Raw genomic sequence first — 16,303 nt, 5'->3', positions numbered from 1 at the left:
AAAAGCTAGAAGTTAAAACCGCGTGTTTTTGAGAAACTCAGCCAGACGCGGTGATTGCGGGCGCTCGAACAGCTCCTTGGGAGGCCCCTGCTCTTCGATACGCCCCTGATTCATGAAAACGATCTTGTCGGAGACCTCGAAAGCGAAGCGCATTTCGTGGGTCACCAACAGCATGGTCATGCCATCCTCGGCCAGGCCTTTGATCACGCTCAGCACTTCGCCCACCAGTTCCGGGTCGAGGGCCGAGGTGACTTCGTCGAACAGCATCAGGCTCGGGTTCATTGCAATCGCCCGGGCAATCGCCACGCGCTGTTGCTGACCGCCCGACAGTTGCCCCGGATAGTGATCGCGGCGCTCCAGCAAACCCACCCGTTCGAGCCATTTTTCGGCGAGCGCGACAGCCTCGTCCTTGTGCAGCTTTTTGACCTTGAGCAAACCGAGGGTGACGTTCTGCAATGCGGTCAGGTGCGGGAACAGGTTGAACTGCTGGAACGCCATGCCGGTCATGGCGCGATGACGGGCGATGACTTTCTCCGGGTGGCGTACGCGCTTGCCGTTGACCTCGTCATAGCCGATGGATTCGCCATCGAGCATGATCTGTCCGCCCTGGAATTCTTCAAGCATGTTCACGCAACGCAGCAGCGTGGTCTTGCCCGAGCCGCTGGAGCCGATCAGCGTGACCACGTTGCCGCGCTGCATGGTCAGGTCGACGCCCTTGAGCACTTCGAGCTGGCCATATTTTTTGTGCAGCCCGCGAATGTCCAGCAGGGGCTGCTCATTTGGAACGTTCGAAACTTGAGGTTGAGTCATGGCAAGGCCACCCGCTTTTCAATGTGCCGGCCGAGTAATTCGATGGCGTAGTTGATGACGAAAAACAGAAATCCGGCGAACAGGTAAAACTCCAGCGTCATGAAGGTCCGGGCGATGATCTGCTGGGTGCTGAGCAGCAACTCGGCCACGCCGATCACCGACAACAGCGTCGAAGCCTTGACGATCTCGGTGGACGAATTGACCCAGGTCGGCAGGATCTGCCGCAGCGCCTGGGGCAACAGCACGTAACCGAGGGCTTGATAAAACGTCAGGCCAATCGCCTTGCTCGCTTCCATCTGACCGCTCGGCAACGCTTGCAGCGCGCCGCGCACAATCTCGGCGACGTGGGAACCGCAGAACAGCGTCAGCCCCAAAGCTCCGGCCTGGAATGCACTGATCTGCCAGCCCAATGCGGGCGCCATGTAGAAGCAAGCGAGTACCAATACAAACACCGGTGTGCCGCGAATAATGTCCACGTAAAAACGGAACGGCGCGCGCATCCAGAACTTGCCGTAGGTCAGCACCAGACCGGCGACAATGCCGACCATCGTGCCCAGCAAAATCGCCAGCGCCGAGACCTGCACACTGGTCAGGAAGCCTTGCCACAACATTTCGCGGGCAACCCATAACTCATGCAGCCAACTGGGTGATTCGTACATGAGGGCCTCCTATCGGCGGATCGCCAGACGCTGCTCGAGGTAACGCAGCATCATGGCAATGAGGTAACAGGCCGCAACATAGAGCGCTGTGGTCACCAGCCAGGTTTCAATCACCCGGTAGCTCTCGACATTGATCTTGCGCGCGTAATAGGTCAGCTCGGGCACGGCAATCGCCGCCGCCAGCGAGGTGTCCTTGAACAGCGAAATGAAGTTGTTCGACAAGGCCGGCAGCACGTTGCGCAACATCACCGGCACAGTGACGTAGGCCTTGACCTGCCACTCGCCCAGGCCGATGGCGAGCCCGGCTTCGCGCTGGCCCTTGGGAATGCTCAACAGCCCGCCCCGGAACACTTCGGTCAGGTACGCCCCGGCATACAGCGACAGGGTGATGATGAACGACGGGATCTTGTCCAGACGAATCCCCAGGCTCGGCAACGCGAAGTAGATCAACAGAATCAACACCAGAATCGGTGTATTACGGATCACCGTCACATACACCGACGCCATCACCCGCAATGCGCGGTGCTTTGAGAGCAAAGCAAACGCCATCATCAGGCCGATCACGCAACCGATGGCGATCGACACCAGCGCCAGCTCCAGGCCCAGACCGAGCCCCGCCAGCAAGGTGTCGAAATCGCGCCACACGGCGGCAAAGTTCAACTGATAGTTCATGGTCAGCAGTACCTTGAACGGGGCGCGTCATGGGCGCCCCACTCCTCATTCAACAATTGGAAACGTCGCGAGCGAAGGAAAGACAAGGCGAAAACAGGCGAGAAAGCGGAGTTGACTTTAGTCAATGAGCATTTCGAGCCTGTTTTCAACGCAGTATTTCCGAGCGCAGCAGTTTTCATTTGAATTCGACGGGGAAACCGATGGCTGGGGTAGGCAGGTCGACGCCGAACCACTGCTTGAAGGACGCTGCGTACGTCGGGAATTCAACGCCGGTCATGGCTTCATGCAACGTGGTGTTGACGAAGTTCAGCCAGTCCTGATCGCCGCGTTTAACTGCGCACGCATACGTTTGCGGGCTCCAGGCGTAGGTCGGGCTGCGATAGCGGCCGGGGTTCTGCACCATCAGGTATTTGACCGATGACTGGTCGGTGGCAGCGGCGTCGGCTCGGCCGGAGTTCACGGCCTGGTACATCAAATCCACGCTGTCGTACTGATCGACCTTGGCCTTGGGCAGCGCCTGGTGCACCAGTTCTTCGGCGTAAACGTTCTGCAGCACCGCCACGGTCACGCTGTCATTGGCCGCCTTGAGGTCTTCGATTTCCTTGTACTTGCTGTTGGCCGGCAACAGCAGGCCGACACCTTCGCGGTAGTACGGCAGCGTGAACGCCACTTGCTGCGCACGGCTTGCGGTCACGGTAATGAACTGGCAACTCATGTCGACCTTGTCGGTCAGCAGGTTGGGAATCCGCGCATCGGACGACTGCACCACGAACTCGACCTTGCTCGGATCGTTGAACAACCCTTTGGCGACCATTCGCGCGATATCGATATCGAACCCCTGCAACTTGCCGTCCGCTCCCTGGAAATGCCACGGCGCATTGGTACTGCCGGTGCCCACGATCAGTTTCCCACGGGCCAGCACGCTATCGAGCTTGCTGTCCGCCGCCTGGGCAACGCCCATGGCAGCAGCCGAAGCTGCAAAGAGAAAAACACACGCTTTAAACAAGGAAGGTCGGCGATGCATGGCAAGCACTCCAGGATGATGTGTATTCCGCTATACCGGAACCGAGTATGTAACAACGGAATAGACAGCAGAAAGTGTGCCACAGGTTGTTGGGCCATTTCTCGGAAAATTACAAATCCAGTGAAATCAACGGGATGCGCTGCAACACGAAAAAACGGTAGCGCTCGTGCAAACGACTGGGCGCTACCGTTCGCCACAACGGGCGGGTAAAAGCATCTCAATTGGGCGAAGGTTGACCCTGTCGTGTGCGCTCACCTTGCCAGCGCCCGGCTCACACTTACATCTCAACCCGGAACAAACCGCTTAACCCGCCTTTGTTATAGAGCAAGCCATCGAGCAGTTCGATTGCATACCCGGCCCTGGACTCCTTGCCGATGAGTGTCCGCAGCACGGCCGGATCCACTCGAAAGCTCAGAAAACCCTCAGCGGTCGTGCGAATCTGCTGCAACTCCAACAAGTATTCGACGCCTGGACCACAAGGTGGAGGAACGTCGGGACCGCACGGGATGCCACCTGTCGTGGAGTAAATCCTCAAACCCAGGAACATTCCCCGGTGCAGACCGCGAATGGGCGGAATACGGAATGTGGCGCCATTCGGAATATCAGCAAGTTTGAGGACGCCGTCCCGCGCCTCGACAATATCGACATCCGGCAGGTGATCGATGTCCAGTTCGCCAGTGGCCACCACGAAGGAGAACGCATGGGAGTTTGATTGCGTGCCATCCGGATGGCTGACGGTATAGCTGACGTAAACCGTACCCCCCGAGTGCATTAACACGGCGGCATCGGGAATAGCGACCTGTTGCAATCCGGAAGAAATAACGGGATGAGGTTCGGCCTCATATTTCCCTTCATCGCCAAGCCAGGTGACGTACACGCAATCGCCTGGCGCCAGCGCAGGATCAGAGATATGCGTGGTCACCTCGCCGGGGCGGTAGTCGACCAGCAGCGGAAGAAACACTCGCACGACTTCGTACGCGGAAAACCTCACCGTCGGTGCCGTGAGCAAAGAGAGGGAGTATCGTGATTGCCTATCGAAAAAACCGCTGTCCACTGCTGTCGAGATCATGCCGACCACCCTTCCATATCCAGAGATGAATTCATCAAACTGGCTGAAAAACTGTCGGCACAGCCTGGAGTCCAACAATCAACCGAGTGCAATCAAGCTCTCCTGCCGACGCTCCTGTCTACTGTCAATTCTGACAGGAGGTGATGTCTGTGCACGGGCATCCTCGTTGGCGCTTTGCGACAAGACCATGCTCAATAACGGTGTGGAGAACGCATCGCGTATACTCGATACCCGAAAATTGCCTTCAATCCGAATCAGCCAAGTTGATCGAATAGGTGCGAGACCCAAACCGGCTGGCGGCGACCTTCTTTGCACTGAATTGAACGTTTAAAGAAAGTGCCATCTAATAGCCATAATCGGCTGAGCATTCGCTGCAATTGATTGACATCAATCAAGCCTCAAACCGAATTGGACAAGCTCCAATCCGGCTGCTTTCATTTATATCTCAGTAAGCGGCAAAGCGTTGATGGCCTTGAGCCAGAGCCTTGCCACATTCCCAGGAGGGGTCAATGTCTTTCAACATCATGATGGTTTTCGGTATGCGTCCGGAGGCCATCAAGATGGCGCCACTCGCCAGAGTGTTGCGTCAATTGTCCGGGGGCAGACTGAGCCTCTGCGCCACCGGCCAACTGGATGACGAGGTTCACTTCGAACGTATGAGCCATGTTCACACCCCCTTCGGCGAAGGCCACGCCAGCGAACGCATCGGCACTCGATTGTTCGAGTGGCTGAGCGTGCGCTCGGCGGCGGTCAAAGCACGATGACTTTCGGTTTTGTCGATTTTTTTGCCTACGTCCTGTTCGGTCTCAAATACCTCGCGATCACCCTGGCGTTATTGATGTTCCTCCTCGGGCTCGATGACCTGTTCATCGACCTCGTGTACTGGGGCCGCAAGCTGGTCCGACGCTGGCGGATCTACGAAAAATTCAAGCGCGCGGATGAAGAGCGCCTGTACGCCATCGCCGAAAAACCCCTGGCAATCATGGTCCCGGCGTGGAACGAAGTCGGTGTGGTCGGTGAAATGGCACGCCTGGCGGCGTCGACCATCGATTACGAGAACTATCAGATTTTCGTCGGTACGTACCCCAACGATGCCGAGACGCAGGCGGATGTCGATGCGGTCTGCCAGCACTACCCCAACGTGCACAAAGTGGTCTGCGCCCGCCCCGGCCCCACCAGTAAGGCCGACTGCCTGAACAACATCATCGATGCGATCCTGCGCTTTGAAAGCGAGGCGAAAATCCAGTTTTCCGGGTTTATTCTGCACGATGCCGAAGACGTGATTTCGCCGATGGAATTGCGCCTCTTCAACTACCTGCTGCCGGCCAAGGACCTGATCCAGATTCCGGTCTACCCCTATGCGCCGGAGTGGCGAGGCTTCACCGCCGGGCATTACGTCGACGAGTTCGCCGAGAATCATGGCAAGGATGTAATCGTCCGCGAAGCCATGACCGGCCAGGTGCCCAGCGCCGGGGTCGGCACCTGCTTCAGCCGTAAAGCCATCAGCGCCCTGCTCGAAGACGGTGACGGCATCGCCTTCGACGTGCAGAGCCTGACCGAAGACTACGACATCGGTTTCCGCCTCAAGCAAAAAGGCATGAAGTGCATCTTTGCCCGCTACTCGGTGACCGACCCGAAACTGGCGCTCGAACAGCCTTGGGCGTTCGGCATGGACCGTGTGTTTTCCCAGGTTATCTGCGTTCGCGAGCATTTCCCCCGGGACTTTCAGCATGCCATCCGCCAGAAATCGCGCTGGATCGTCGGCATCGTCTTTCAAGGCACCAAGAACCTCGGCTGGAGCCCCACGGGCGTGCTCAACTATTTCCTCTGGCGCGACCGTCGCGGCATGATCGCTTACCTGCTGAGTTTCCTGGTGAACCTGTTGTGCATCGTGCTGCTGGCGATGTGGCTGATGACGGTGATTGCACCGACCGCCTGGCGCTATCCGTCGATCCTGTCCAACAGCCCGGTGCTCGCGACGCTCTTGTGGCTCAACGGTTTGATGCTGATCAATCGGCTGTTCCAGCGTGGCTGGTTCGTCACCCGTTACTATGGGCTCGTCGAAGGCCTGTTGTCGGCGCCGCGCATGATATGGAGCAACTTCATCAACTTCTTCGCCAACGTGCGGGCGCTACGCCAGGTCATGGAAATGGGTGATTCGCGCCGCGTGGCATGGGACAAGACCACCCACGAATTCCCAGCCCTGACCAAAGCCCAGCGCACGCCACTAGGCCATCGACTCGTGGAAAAAGGCCTGCTCACCGAAGAGCAACTGGAAGCGGCGATCACCAACCCGATACGCCGGCGTCTGGGCCACGAACTGCTGCTGCGTGAACACATCGACAGCACGCAGCTGGTAGAAACCCTCGCCGAGCAGCTGGATCTCGAATGGGCGCCACTGAACCCGTTCAAACTCGACAAACGCCTGATCGACGCCGTGCCGCGCAAGATCGCCTCCCACTACGGCGTGCTGCCGGTGGCCGAGGAAGGCAACACCCTGGTGCTGGCCTCCGAAGGGCCGGTGAGCCAGGTCTCCCTCGGCGCCATCAGCCGTCAATTGAAACGCCCGGTGCGCTGCCGTCTTGCGCCTCAGGGCCGGGTCACGCTGGGTATCCGCTACTGGTACGCCAGCCCCCGCCAGAATAAGGAAGTGCACCACATGCTCGAAGTGCTTGAGCGTCATCAGGACGATGAAGCCTTGCTCGAACGCGTCAGCCATCACCAGGTGCTGCTGGGCAATCTGCTGCAAGTGCGCGGTATGGTCCCGCCGAGCCTGTTCAATCAGGCTTTGATCGACTTCGATGCCGAGCACATGTCCTTGGGTGAACACCTCATCTCGCGCGGCATGATCACGCAGGAAGTGCTCGAACAGGCCCTGGCCGACCAGGCCAGTGAACAGCAAGCGGCCTTCCGCATTGTCCGGGAGGTCGCATGAAGCCTGATCGTCATGCCCTCCTCATCGGCAGTCTGTTGCTGAGCCTGGCGACCAGCTCGTGGGTACAGGCTGAACCGCTGACCGAGTTCGAACAATTTCGCAGTTTCCCCTACATGGATCGCAGCTACCGCGAAGCGAAAAAGGGCAACTGGGCCGAAGTCGAACGGCTGATGCGCCACCTGCTGGTCAAGGTGCCGAAAAACGATGAAGCCCGCGCCCTGCTGGTGGAAGCGCTGGCCAAGCAACGACGGTACAAGGATGCCGTGCAGGCGCTGCCGGAGAACCCGGACAACAACGACGCCTTGCTCAACCTGCGCCTGACCTGGATCGAACAGGATCCTCCGGGCAGCGAGCAAGTAGAACAATGGATCGCTAACAGCAACCTCAGTCAGCGGGTACGTCTGTGGCAGGCCTATAGCTTGAGCCTCGCGAAGTTTGGTGGCGCTGGCAGAGCTCACGACTGGCTGGCACAACTGACACCCAAGGGTGACGACAACATCCTGCAACTGGCCCGCTCCAATTGGTCCGAACAATTGCGCGACTGGAACGGCACCATCGAGCAACTGGCGCCACTGGCCGCCAGCGATCAACTGGACGCCGAAGGCTGGCAGCGACTGGCCAATGCCTATGTGCAGCGGCTCGACGAACAGCCTTTGCAGCAATTGTTGCAGCAAGCCCCGTCACCCGAGGCCGCGCGCAAGACCCGCCTCGCGATGATCGATCGGGCGATCGCCATGGGCCAAGTGCAACAGGCTAAACGCTGGATTCAATCATTGCCCGCCAGCGACCTGGCGGATCCGGCGCAACGCCAGCGCCTGTGGGAACTGGCTCGACAAAGCGGCGATGTGCCGACTGTGCAACGCTTGAGTGGCGAATTGCAGCGCCCGTGCCTGGAGACGGCCGAATGGTTGTCCGGTCACGATCCGCAAGCCGCACGCACGCAGCTGCGTGACTGCCAGCCGAACGATGACCCGCAACGATGGTTGATCCTGGCACAGCGCCTACAAGACACCGAGTTGCTGCAAGGCACGCGCCTGCCCGAACCCTGGGACAGTCGCCGTCAGGCACGGCTGCTGGATATCTGGCAGGACCAGGGCGAGAGCGACAAGGTCATGGCCTGGCTCGCCGGCCAGCCACAGACGGCTGATGTGGTCAAACGCAGGGCCGAACTGGTGCAAGCCCTGGGTCGCAATACAGAAGCCGCGACGCTCTGGGAGCGACACTACCAGCAGACCGGCAACCTCGGCTCGCTCAATCAGGCAACGTATCTGGCGCTGAATGCCGGACAGCGCGAACACGCGCAACAGCTGCTCGAAAACGCCTATGACCGTCACGGCGGCAAGTTGCCCGTTGCCCTGCTGCAACGGCTGGCGGGGCTCTATGCCTCGTCGACGCCGACCCCGGCGCAGCAGAAACGCATGGTGTCGCTGCTCAATCGCGTCGATCCCGCCACACGCGGCCAACTGCTGGCGCAACTGGCCGAGAAAGGTCAGTGCGACGCGGTGAGACAAGCCATTGGCGACCACCCGCAGGTCGCAGGCGACTATCGAGCCCTGGGCCGTTGCGCCATGCCGAATCGGCCGGGTGAAGCCGTCGTCTACTACCAGACCGCGGAAAAACTCGGCGACCGTGGCAGTCGTCTGCCACTGGCATATGCGCTGGAAGCGTCCGGTGATTCGTCGGGCGCCCTGGCCATCTGGCGCAGCCTGCCGGAGGCTGAGTTGAGCGATAACGCCAAACTGACGGCCAGCCGCAGCGCCCTCACCGCAGGCGACACGCAGCTCGCAGAACGTTACTGGCAACACAGTCGCGCCCGGGGGGCCAATGAGTGGGCGCTGGGCGCGGCAATTGCCGACGCGCGCGGCGATCATCTCGAAGCATTGCAACGTCAGCGCTCAGCCTTGCAGCAGGCGCCAGATGCCGGGCATTTTTACGCAGCATCGGTCACCGCGCAAAAGGCCGGCGAACTGGAACAAAGCACCGCGTGGCTCGCCGAAGCCGTGCGTCGCGAGCCGGACAACCCGCGTTATCGCGCCGATTACGGCATGCGTCTGGCGGGGGCCGAAACCCGGGAACAGCGCGCCCACGCCATCCCTTATCTGCAAAGCGCCACCCGTGATTTTCCGGAAGACTATCGCCTCGGCGAAACCCTGGCGCTGCGTTATGACGAAGTGAAGGACAGCGCGGCGGCGCGCAAGGAATTGCGCCGGGTCATTGATCTGGAACAACACCCGGTAGCCGCCGACGATGAGGACGGCAGCATGGACGCCAGGCGTTATCGCCAGCGCCGCGCTCACGAAACCCTGTCCCGTCGCGACAGTCGCACGCTGGCCAGCACCTGGTCACCGGCCGGCGTCTCGACCAACGACAGCTTCCGCCCCAACGGCACTCTGCGCGACAGCACACGACGCGCCACCTCACAGAACGTACAAGTGGCGATCTGGGACCATGCCCTCGGTGAAGAGCCGAGCCGCGCCGGCAGCACGTTATCGGTTTATGGCCGCGTACTGCTCGGCGGTCAGGGTCGATCGAGTTACGGCGAATCCCTCGGCACCGGCGTGGGTCTGCGCTACAAGCCCTGGGGCACAGCGAACATCAACTTCTACGGCGAGCTCTACAAGCAGAGCTCGTTCGATGACAACGACAATCAGCGCCTGAGCCTGGGACAATTGCTGATTCCTGAAAAACTCGCCGACCAGTTCAACGATCACCGTCAGGACGGTCACACCAGCACCGATTACCTGTTGCGCGCCACGGCCTCGTTTCTTGATCAGGGACGATTCCGCAACGACTGGCGCATCGATGAAAACGATTGGGAGGAACGTTCCCTCTACCTCGACGCCGCGTGGTGGACCAAGGCCGGTGATCACCAATGGCTGTCGCGCTTCCAGCAGGGTCACACCTGGAAGTTGCCGTTCAACGGCGCGCAAACAGTCATGCCGTACGGCTTTCTCGAGTTCGCCAGCCAGGACCCGAACAATGACTGGCGCCAGGACCTGCGCACCGGTATCGGCCTGCGCTGGCAATGGTGGTTCGACGACGACATCTACAATGCTTACCGCGCGCACCTGACGGTTCGTACCGAGTATCAGCAATCCCTGAGCGGCAACCTGTATGAAGGCGGCAACGGTGTGTTGCTGGGTGTGGAGTTGAATTTCTGATGACGCGTTTTCTCCTGGTTTTTTGCCTGTTGTTGAGCAGCACAATGGCCCGCGCCGATGAGCGGATTTTTTACCAACCCCTGAACGTCGACGCCAGTCTGAGCCAGGCGCAATGGCAACGGATCTGGCAGGACACCGCCCAACACGGCGTGCAGACCGTCATCGTGCAATGGACGGCGTACGGTGATTCAAACTTCGGTGGCGTCGATGGCTGGCTCGCCAACAGTTTGAAACTGGCCCACGAGCAAGGCCTGAAACTGGTACTGGGCTTGAGCATGGACCCGGCCTATTACCAGCGTATCGATGAGCTGGACAGTGCCGGGCTCGCGGCTTATTGGCAGGTGCAACTCGGGCAGTCACTGGCCCAGCAACAGCGGCTGCGCCAGGACTGGAAGTTGCCGGTCAGCGGTTGGTACCTGCCGATGGAGCTCGATGATTTTCACTTCCTGGCGGTCGAGCGACGGCAAACCCTGCAGCGCCAGCTCAAGGATTTCGCCGGCAAACTGGATGCACCGCTGCACGTCAGCGCTTTCACGGCCGGCAAACTTGCGCCACAGGTCAATGGCCAGTGGCTCGATGGACTGACGAGCGTCGGTGTTCAAGTGTGGTGGCAGGACGGCGCGGGCACCGGGCGTTTACCGCCGCTGGTGCGCAACGGCTACGCCAGCGCACTGCCCTGCCCGGTCGGCATCGTGCGCGAAGCGTTCCGGCAGGTCAGCGCCGAGGGCCAACCGTTCCGCGCAGAACCGGCCGCCCCGGACGCCTCCTCGGCAGGTTGCCATCCGACGGCGGTTTTTTCCCTGCGTTATCGACCGTGGGGCAAGGTGATTCTCGACAACCAGCGCAAGCAACAGGTCGGCGATGTACAAAACCATTGAAGACGAAGTCCTGAAAAAAGCCGCGCCGGCGGCACTCAAGGCTGAATTCATCCAGCATGAATTCGAACGACTGCATAAATTCTGCCTGCTGATTTATGTCGCCAGCATCGTTATCTGGGTGCTCTTCGATCTGATTGTCAGCTTCATCGGTGGCCAGAGTTTTACCTGGCTGTCGATGCTGTTTCTCGGGGTTTTCACGATCCTGGCGATTGTGCTGCTGTTCACCCGCAAGGCTCGACATTTCCACGTATTGAACCTGCTGTTCGTCTTCGCCATGACCTTGGGCATTCGCCTGGTGATCGACGGCTTGCCCGCCGATTTCCAGCCCGCCTGGCTGGTACTGGCCGCCGCGAGCACGCTGTACAGTGCATCGGTGTTGCCGCTGAGTCGTTGGTCCTTTTACGGCGCGCAAATCATCACCTGGCTGCTGCTCAATCCGTTCTACGACACCCACTTTCACGTGTTTGAGCTGCGGGGGATGATGACGGTCTGCTACGCCGGTTTTCTTTGTGCGATGACCGTCTACAGCTTCCTGAAATTGCGCGAGGCCAAACTCTACAATTTCATCATGTCCCGGTTGCTGCTGGATCAGGCCTACATCGACACACTGACCGAGATCCCCAACCGTCGCTCGTTCATGGCACGCGCCGACAAGCAGTTGCAAGCCGCGCCACGGGAGTCCGACCATTACCTGGCAATGATCGATATCGACAACTTCAAGAAGGTCAACGACGTGTTCGGCCACGACATTGGCGACGAGGTGCTCAAGCGCGTTGCTGCGGACATCAAAGCGGTGATGGCCGACTTTGAATACGCGCGACTGGGTGGCGAGGAGTTTGCGATTTACCTCGCCGGTGTGCGCCGTGAAGACGTCGCCGCCCTGGCTGGCGATCTGTGCCGGGTGGTCCGCGAACAAACCACCCGGCACCCGGTGACCATCAGCATTGGCCTGGCGCGGGTCGCGGAGGGCGACACGCTGAATCAGGCGCTGGTGAAAGCGGATGAAGCGTTGTATGAGTCAAAACATTCGGGGAAGGATCGGTATACGTTTCATCAGTGATGAGCGTATTCGCCAGCAAGCTCGCCTGGATAAATAACGATTTCAAAGGAATCGACAATGGCCGTTGACCAACCCGCACCTGCCCTGAAGGAAATCTTCAACGCCGAGCGCCTCAAGCACATCGCCACCGAGATGACCGCGGTCTACCCCGACTTCAACGCCAAAGCCTTCCTCAAACTGGCCAACGACGGACTGGCCGAGCTGTCCATCATGCAGCGCATGGCCCGGGTCAGCGAATCTCTGCACGCGGTACTGCCGCTGGATTTTGACGAGTCGCTGGAGGTATTGCGCGCCCTCGCCCCGCGCCTGAACAGCGGTTTCGTCAGCATCTCGCTGCCGCATTACGTCGCGACCTATGGCGCCCATGCCTTCGAGCCATCCATGGCTGCGCTCAAATACTTGACCACCTTCGGCTCCGCCGAGTTCGCGATCCGCTATTTCCTGCGCAGTGACCTCAAGCGCGCGTTGGCCGTGATGCACGATTGGTCGCTGGATGAAAACGAACATGTCCGGCGCCTGGCCAGTGAAGGCTGTCGCCCGCGCCTGCCGTGGTCATTTCGCCTGGAACAGATCCAGGCAGACCCAAGCCTCGCCGCCGCGATCCTCGACAACCTCAAGGCGGACGCCAGCCTTTACGTGCGCAAGTCGGTGGCCAACCACCTCAACGACATCACCAAGGACCATCCCGAGTGGGTGCTGGACCTGATCGAAGGCTGGTCGCTGGAGAACAGGCACACCGCGTGGATCGCCAGACATGCGCTACGCAGCCTGATCAAACAGGGCAACCAGCGGGCGCTGGCGATCATCGGCGCGGGCGGCAAGCCCGAGGTCGAAATCATTGACGTGAACGTTGAACCGGCCGTGATTGGCCTGGGGGAGAAAGTCACGTTGTCCTTCAGCGTTAAATCCACGGTCGAGGACAGTCAGCGCCTGGTGATCGACTACGCCATCGATTACGTCAAAGCCAATGGCAGCACCTCGGCGAAGGTGTTCAAGCTCAAGGCATTGACGTTGCCCGGACACGCCACCGCCCTCCTCAGCCGTGGCCAGCACATCAAGGAACTGACGACGCGCCGACATTACGCAGGCAAACATGCGGTGCACATCCTGGTGAACGGCAAACGCCTCGCCAGCACTGCCTTCGAAATCCTCTCCTGAACACGCGGCCCCCTGTAGGAGCGAGGCTTGCCCGCGAAGAGGCCCTTGAGTCTGGTATCAATTTCAAAACCGCCTTCGCGGGCAAGTCGGATCGCCGCACCGCTGCTCCTACAAGGGATCCGGGCCTCGCAGTAGATCCTGTTCACGCTCACACAACTCCACCACGTAATCCCACAACACCCGCAACCGCACGGACTTGTGCAGCTCGCGACGGGTACTGATCCAGTAGCTGCGCTGGATACTTTCATCCGGCAACAACGGCACCAGCTGTGGATCGGCGCTGGCCATGTAGCACGGCAGCACCGCAATCCCCAACCCCGAACGCGCCGCCTGTTGCTGGGCGATCACGCTGGTGCTGTGGAACACCACCTGCGGATTGCGGCAGAAGCTGTTGAGGAACATCAATTCCTGACTGAACAGCAAGTCGTCGACATAGCCGATCCACGCGTGGCGCCCGAGGTCTTCGCGGCTGCGCAACGGTGGCGCCCTGTCGAGGTAAGCCTGGCTGGCATACAGCGCCAGGCGATAGTCGGTGAGTTTGCGCGTGACCAGCATGTCGGCTGCCGGCCGTTCGAGGTGGATGCTGATCTCCGCTTCGCGGTTGAGGATGCTGACAAATCGCGGCACCGCCACCAGTTCCACTTCCAGCCCCGGATAACGTTCGAACAAACCGTTCATGCGACTGGCGAGGAACATGATGCCCAGGCCTTCGGTCACCCCCACGCGAATCTTGCCCAGCGGTGCCGTCGATTGGGTGATCTCTTCCTGGGCCAGCAATGCGACGTTCTCCATCGCTTCGGCGTGTTTGAGCAACGCTTCACCCGCCGGCGTCAATTCATAGCCCTGGGCGTGCTGGACGAACAGCGCCGTGCCGAGGCTTTTTTCGATGGCCTCGATGTGCCGGGCCACGGTGGCGTGGGTGGTGTTCAAACGGCGGGCAGCGGTGAGCAAACGCCCGCTGCGCTGCAATTCGAGAAAAAACCGCAGGTCATTCCAATCGAACATGAACCGTCCTTAGGGATACGCTGTTTAAAAACGCACAGCGGCTGCGCAAAAACTAACATTCTTTTGACGAAAGCTAACAACTAGGATGATCGACAACAAGAACAACAATACGAGGTCAGGGATGCAGACTTCCCTTGATGAATACGATTACATCGTGGTCGGGGCCGGGCCGGCGGGATGTTTGCTGGCCAATCGATTGTCGGCCAACCCGCAACACCGGGTGCTGCTGCTCGAAGCCGGCGGCCGCGATAACTACGCGTGGATTCACATCCCCGTGGGTTACCTGTTCTGCATCGGCAACCCGCGCACCGACTGGTGCTTCAAGACCGAAGCACAAGCAGGCCTGCAAGGTCGCGCCCTGAGTTACCCGCGCGGCAAGGTGCTCGGCGGCTGTTCCTCAATCAACGGCATGATCTACATGCGCGGCCAGGCCGGCGACTACGACGGTTGGGCGGCCGATGGCAATCCCGGCTGGCGCTGGGACGATGTGCTGCCGCTGTTCAAGAAAAGCGAAAATCATTTTGCCGGCGATTCGCAATTTCACGGCGCCGCCGGGGAATGGCGGATCGAGCGCCAGCGACTGTCCTGGCCGATTCTCGACGCCTTCCGCAGCGCGGCCGAACAAAGCGGCATCGCCAGCATCGATGACTTCAATCAGGGCGACAACGAAGGCTGCGGCTACTTTCAGGTCAATCAGAAGGCCGGGATTCGCTGGAACGCGGCCAAGGCATTTCTCAAACCGGTCCGCCATCGTCCCAATCTCACCGTGCTGACCGACGTTGAAGTCGACCGCGTGCTCCTGGAAAACGGCCGCGCAGCGGCGGTCAGCGCACGCTGGCAGGGTCAGGCGAAAACCTTCAAGGCGCGCAAGGAAATCGTCCTCTGTGCGGGCGCCGTCGGTTCGCCGAGCATCTTGCAACGCTCCGGCATCGGCCCTCGCCCGCTCCTGGAAAAACTGGGCATCGGTGTGGCCCACGAGCTGCCCGGTGTAGGCGGCAACCTGCAGGATCACCTGCAACTGCGGCTGATCTACAAACTGCAAAACGCGCGCACCCTGAACCAGATCGCCGGCAGTGTGTGGGGCAAGATGGGCATGGGGCTGCGTTATCTGTATGACCGCAGTGGCCCGCTGTCCATGGCGCCGAGTCAGCTCGGTGCATTTGCCCGCTCGGGGCCGGAACAGACTTCGGCGAATCTCGAATACCACGTGCAGCCGCTGTCGCTGGAGCGCTTCGGCGAGCCGTTGCATGCCTTCCCGGCCTTCACGGCGTCGGTCTGCGATCTGCGTCCGCAAAGCCGTGGGCGAATCGATATTCGCTCGGTCAACCCGCAGGAGGCACCGCTGATTCAACCCAATTACCTGAGCCATCCGGAAGATTTGCGCGTCGCCGCCGATGCGATCCGCCTGACCCGACGCATCGTTTCCGCGCCTGCCCTGCAAGCGTTCAAACCGGTGGAATACCTGCCCGGCGACAGTTTGCAGAGCGAAGAACAACTGCACGAAGCTGCCGCGCGAATCGGTACGACGATTTTCCATCCGGTCGGCACCTGCCGCATGGGCAATGACGGGGACGCGGTGGTCGATGCCGAATTGAAAGTCCACGGCATCCCCGGCCTGCGTATCGCCGACGCCTCGATCATGCCGCGCATCACCTCGGGCAACACCTGTTCGCCGACGCTGATGATTGCCGAAAAGGCCGCACAACTCATCCTCAACCCCGCCACAAGGAGCCTGACCTCACCAATGGAACTGGTGACCAATGCCTGACCTCCAAACACAAAACCTGTAGGAGCGGGCTTGCTGGCGATAGCGGCGGATCAATCAACATCGATGGCGCCCAAGACACCGCTTTCGCCGGCAAGCCGGCTCCT

General features: G+C 60.2%; 12 protein-coding genes and 1 pseudogene. 7 read left to right on the top strand and 6 right to left on the bottom strand.

The annotated features are described in order from the left end of the window. Positions 1-12 precede the first annotated feature (12 nt). From ACYZUC_RS02740 to ACYZUC_RS02720, 5 genes are all read right to left on the bottom strand, one after another. On the bottom strand, positions 13-810 hold the full coding sequence (locus ACYZUC_RS02740) for an amino acid ABC transporter ATP-binding protein (RefSeq protein WP_461993343.1): 798 nt from the start codon (positions 808-810) through the stop codon (positions 13-15). Continuing rightward, positions 807-1,469, bottom strand: coding sequence for an amino acid ABC transporter permease (locus tag ACYZUC_RS02735; RefSeq protein WP_461993341.1), 663 nt, complete (start codon positions 1,467-1,469; stop codon positions 807-809). Before ACYZUC_RS02735 ends, ACYZUC_RS02740 begins: the two co-directional genes overlap by 4 nt. Before the next feature lie 9 nt (positions 1,470-1,478). Continuing rightward, a complete protein-coding gene (locus ACYZUC_RS02730) occupies positions 1,479-2,141 on the bottom strand; it encodes an amino acid ABC transporter permease (protein WP_008033038.1) in 663 nt (220 codons plus the stop codon). Positions 2,142-2,316: 175 nt separating this feature from the next. Continuing rightward, on the bottom strand, positions 2,317-3,165 hold the full coding sequence (locus ACYZUC_RS02725) for a transporter substrate-binding domain-containing protein (RefSeq protein ID WP_008033036.1): 849 nt from the start codon (positions 3,163-3,165) through the stop codon (positions 2,317-2,319). 277 nt (positions 3,166-3,442) lie between these two features. Further along, positions 3,443-4,234, bottom strand: coding sequence for a hypothetical protein (locus tag ACYZUC_RS02720; protein WP_461993338.1), 792 nt, complete (start codon positions 4,232-4,234; stop codon positions 3,443-3,445). A gap of 509 nt (positions 4,235-4,743) precedes the next feature. Between ACYZUC_RS02720 and ACYZUC_RS02715 the strand changes: the two are divergent. From ACYZUC_RS02715 to ACYZUC_RS02690, 6 genes and pseudogenes are all read left to right on the top strand, one after another. After that, positions 4,744-4,863: pseudogene (locus ACYZUC_RS02715) on the top strand (non-hydrolyzing UDP-N-acetylglucosamine 2-epimerase); the annotation flags it as partial. Positions 4,864-4,994: 131 nt separating this feature from the next. Further along, on the top strand, positions 4,995-7,169 hold the full coding sequence (gene nfrB / locus ACYZUC_RS02710) for a cyclic di-3',5'-guanylate-activated glycosyltransferase NfrB (protein WP_461993336.1): 2,175 nt from the start codon (positions 4,995-4,997) through the stop codon (positions 7,167-7,169). Continuing rightward, positions 7,166-10,330 (top strand): NfrA family protein, encoded by a 3,165-nt coding sequence (locus tag ACYZUC_RS02705; RefSeq protein ID WP_461993335.1) that lies wholly within the window; start codon positions 7,166-7,168, stop codon positions 10,328-10,330. The genes nfrB and ACYZUC_RS02705 overlap by 4 nt, the downstream gene beginning before the upstream one ends. Beyond that, entirely contained in the window at positions 10,330-11,208 is an 879-nt protein-coding gene (locus tag ACYZUC_RS02700) for a DUF4434 family protein (RefSeq protein WP_461993334.1), read from the top strand. Before ACYZUC_RS02705 ends, ACYZUC_RS02700 begins: the two co-directional genes overlap by 1 nt. Then, positions 11,192-12,268 (top strand): GGDEF domain-containing protein, encoded by a 1,077-nt coding sequence (locus tag ACYZUC_RS02695; RefSeq protein WP_461993332.1) that lies wholly within the window; start codon positions 11,192-11,194, stop codon positions 12,266-12,268. The genes ACYZUC_RS02700 and ACYZUC_RS02695 overlap by 17 nt, the downstream gene beginning before the upstream one ends. Positions 12,269-12,325: 57 nt before the next feature. Continuing rightward, complete coding sequence (locus tag ACYZUC_RS02690) at positions 12,326-13,426, top strand: DNA alkylation repair protein (protein WP_461993330.1); 1,101 nt, start codon at positions 12,326-12,328, stop codon at positions 13,424-13,426. A 108-nt stretch (positions 13,427-13,534) separates the two neighbouring features. Here ACYZUC_RS02690 and ACYZUC_RS02685 read toward each other — a convergent pair whose 3' ends face one another. After that, entirely contained in the window at positions 13,535-14,431 is an 897-nt protein-coding gene (locus ACYZUC_RS02685; protein WP_207284451.1) for a LysR family transcriptional regulator, read from the bottom strand. Between the two features lie 121 nt (positions 14,432-14,552). Between ACYZUC_RS02685 and ACYZUC_RS02680 the strand changes: the two genes are divergently transcribed. Continuing rightward, the gene (locus ACYZUC_RS02680) at positions 14,553-16,199 is read left to right on the top strand and encodes a GMC family oxidoreductase (protein ID WP_461993328.1); all 1,647 of its coding nucleotides are present in this window, start codon (positions 14,553-14,555) and stop codon (positions 16,197-16,199) included. Positions 16,200-16,303: the final 104 nt, after the last annotated feature.

Source organism: Pseudomonas sp. GT1P32 (genome assembly GCF_054897805.1).
Note: the sequence above shows the minus strand (reverse complement) of the source record. Positions and strands in the feature narration are given on the sequence as shown.

Bases quoted from the DNA above. Each gene is read 5' to 3' on its own strand.
- ACYZUC_RS02740 (WP_461993343.1), bottom strand. From the start codon at position 810: ATGACTCAACCTCAAGTTTCGAACGTTCCAAATGAGCAGCCCCTGCTG.
- ACYZUC_RS02735 (WP_461993341.1), bottom strand. From the start codon at position 1,469: ATGTACGAATCACCCAGTTGGCTGCATGAGTTATGGGTTGCCCGCGAA.
- ACYZUC_RS02730 (WP_008033038.1), bottom strand. From the start codon at position 2,141: ATGAACTATCAGTTGAACTTTGCCGCCGTGTGGCGCGATTTCGACACC.
- ACYZUC_RS02725 (WP_008033036.1), bottom strand. From the start codon at position 3,165: ATGCATCGCCGACCTTCCTTGTTTAAAGCGTGTGTTTTTCTCTTTGCA.
- ACYZUC_RS02720 (WP_461993338.1), bottom strand. From the start codon at position 4,234: ATGATCTCGACAGCAGTGGACAGCGGTTTTTTCGATAGGCAATCACGA.
- nfrB (WP_461993336.1), top strand. From the start codon at position 4,995: ATGACTTTCGGTTTTGTCGATTTTTTTGCCTACGTCCTGTTCGGTCTC.
- ACYZUC_RS02705 (WP_461993335.1), top strand. From the start codon at position 7,166: ATGAAGCCTGATCGTCATGCCCTCCTCATCGGCAGTCTGTTGCTGAGC.
- ACYZUC_RS02700 (WP_461993334.1), top strand. From the start codon at position 10,330: ATGACGCGTTTTCTCCTGGTTTTTTGCCTGTTGTTGAGCAGCACAATG.
- ACYZUC_RS02695 (WP_461993332.1), top strand. From the start codon at position 11,192: ATGTACAAAACCATTGAAGACGAAGTCCTGAAAAAAGCCGCGCCGGCG.
- ACYZUC_RS02690 (WP_461993330.1), top strand. From the start codon at position 12,326: ATGGCCGTTGACCAACCCGCACCTGCCCTGAAGGAAATCTTCAACGCC.
- ACYZUC_RS02685 (WP_207284451.1), bottom strand. From the start codon at position 14,431: ATGTTCGATTGGAATGACCTGCGGTTTTTTCTCGAATTGCAGCGCAGC.
- ACYZUC_RS02680 (WP_461993328.1), top strand. From the start codon at position 14,553: ATGCAGACTTCCCTTGATGAATACGATTACATCGTGGTCGGGGCCGGG.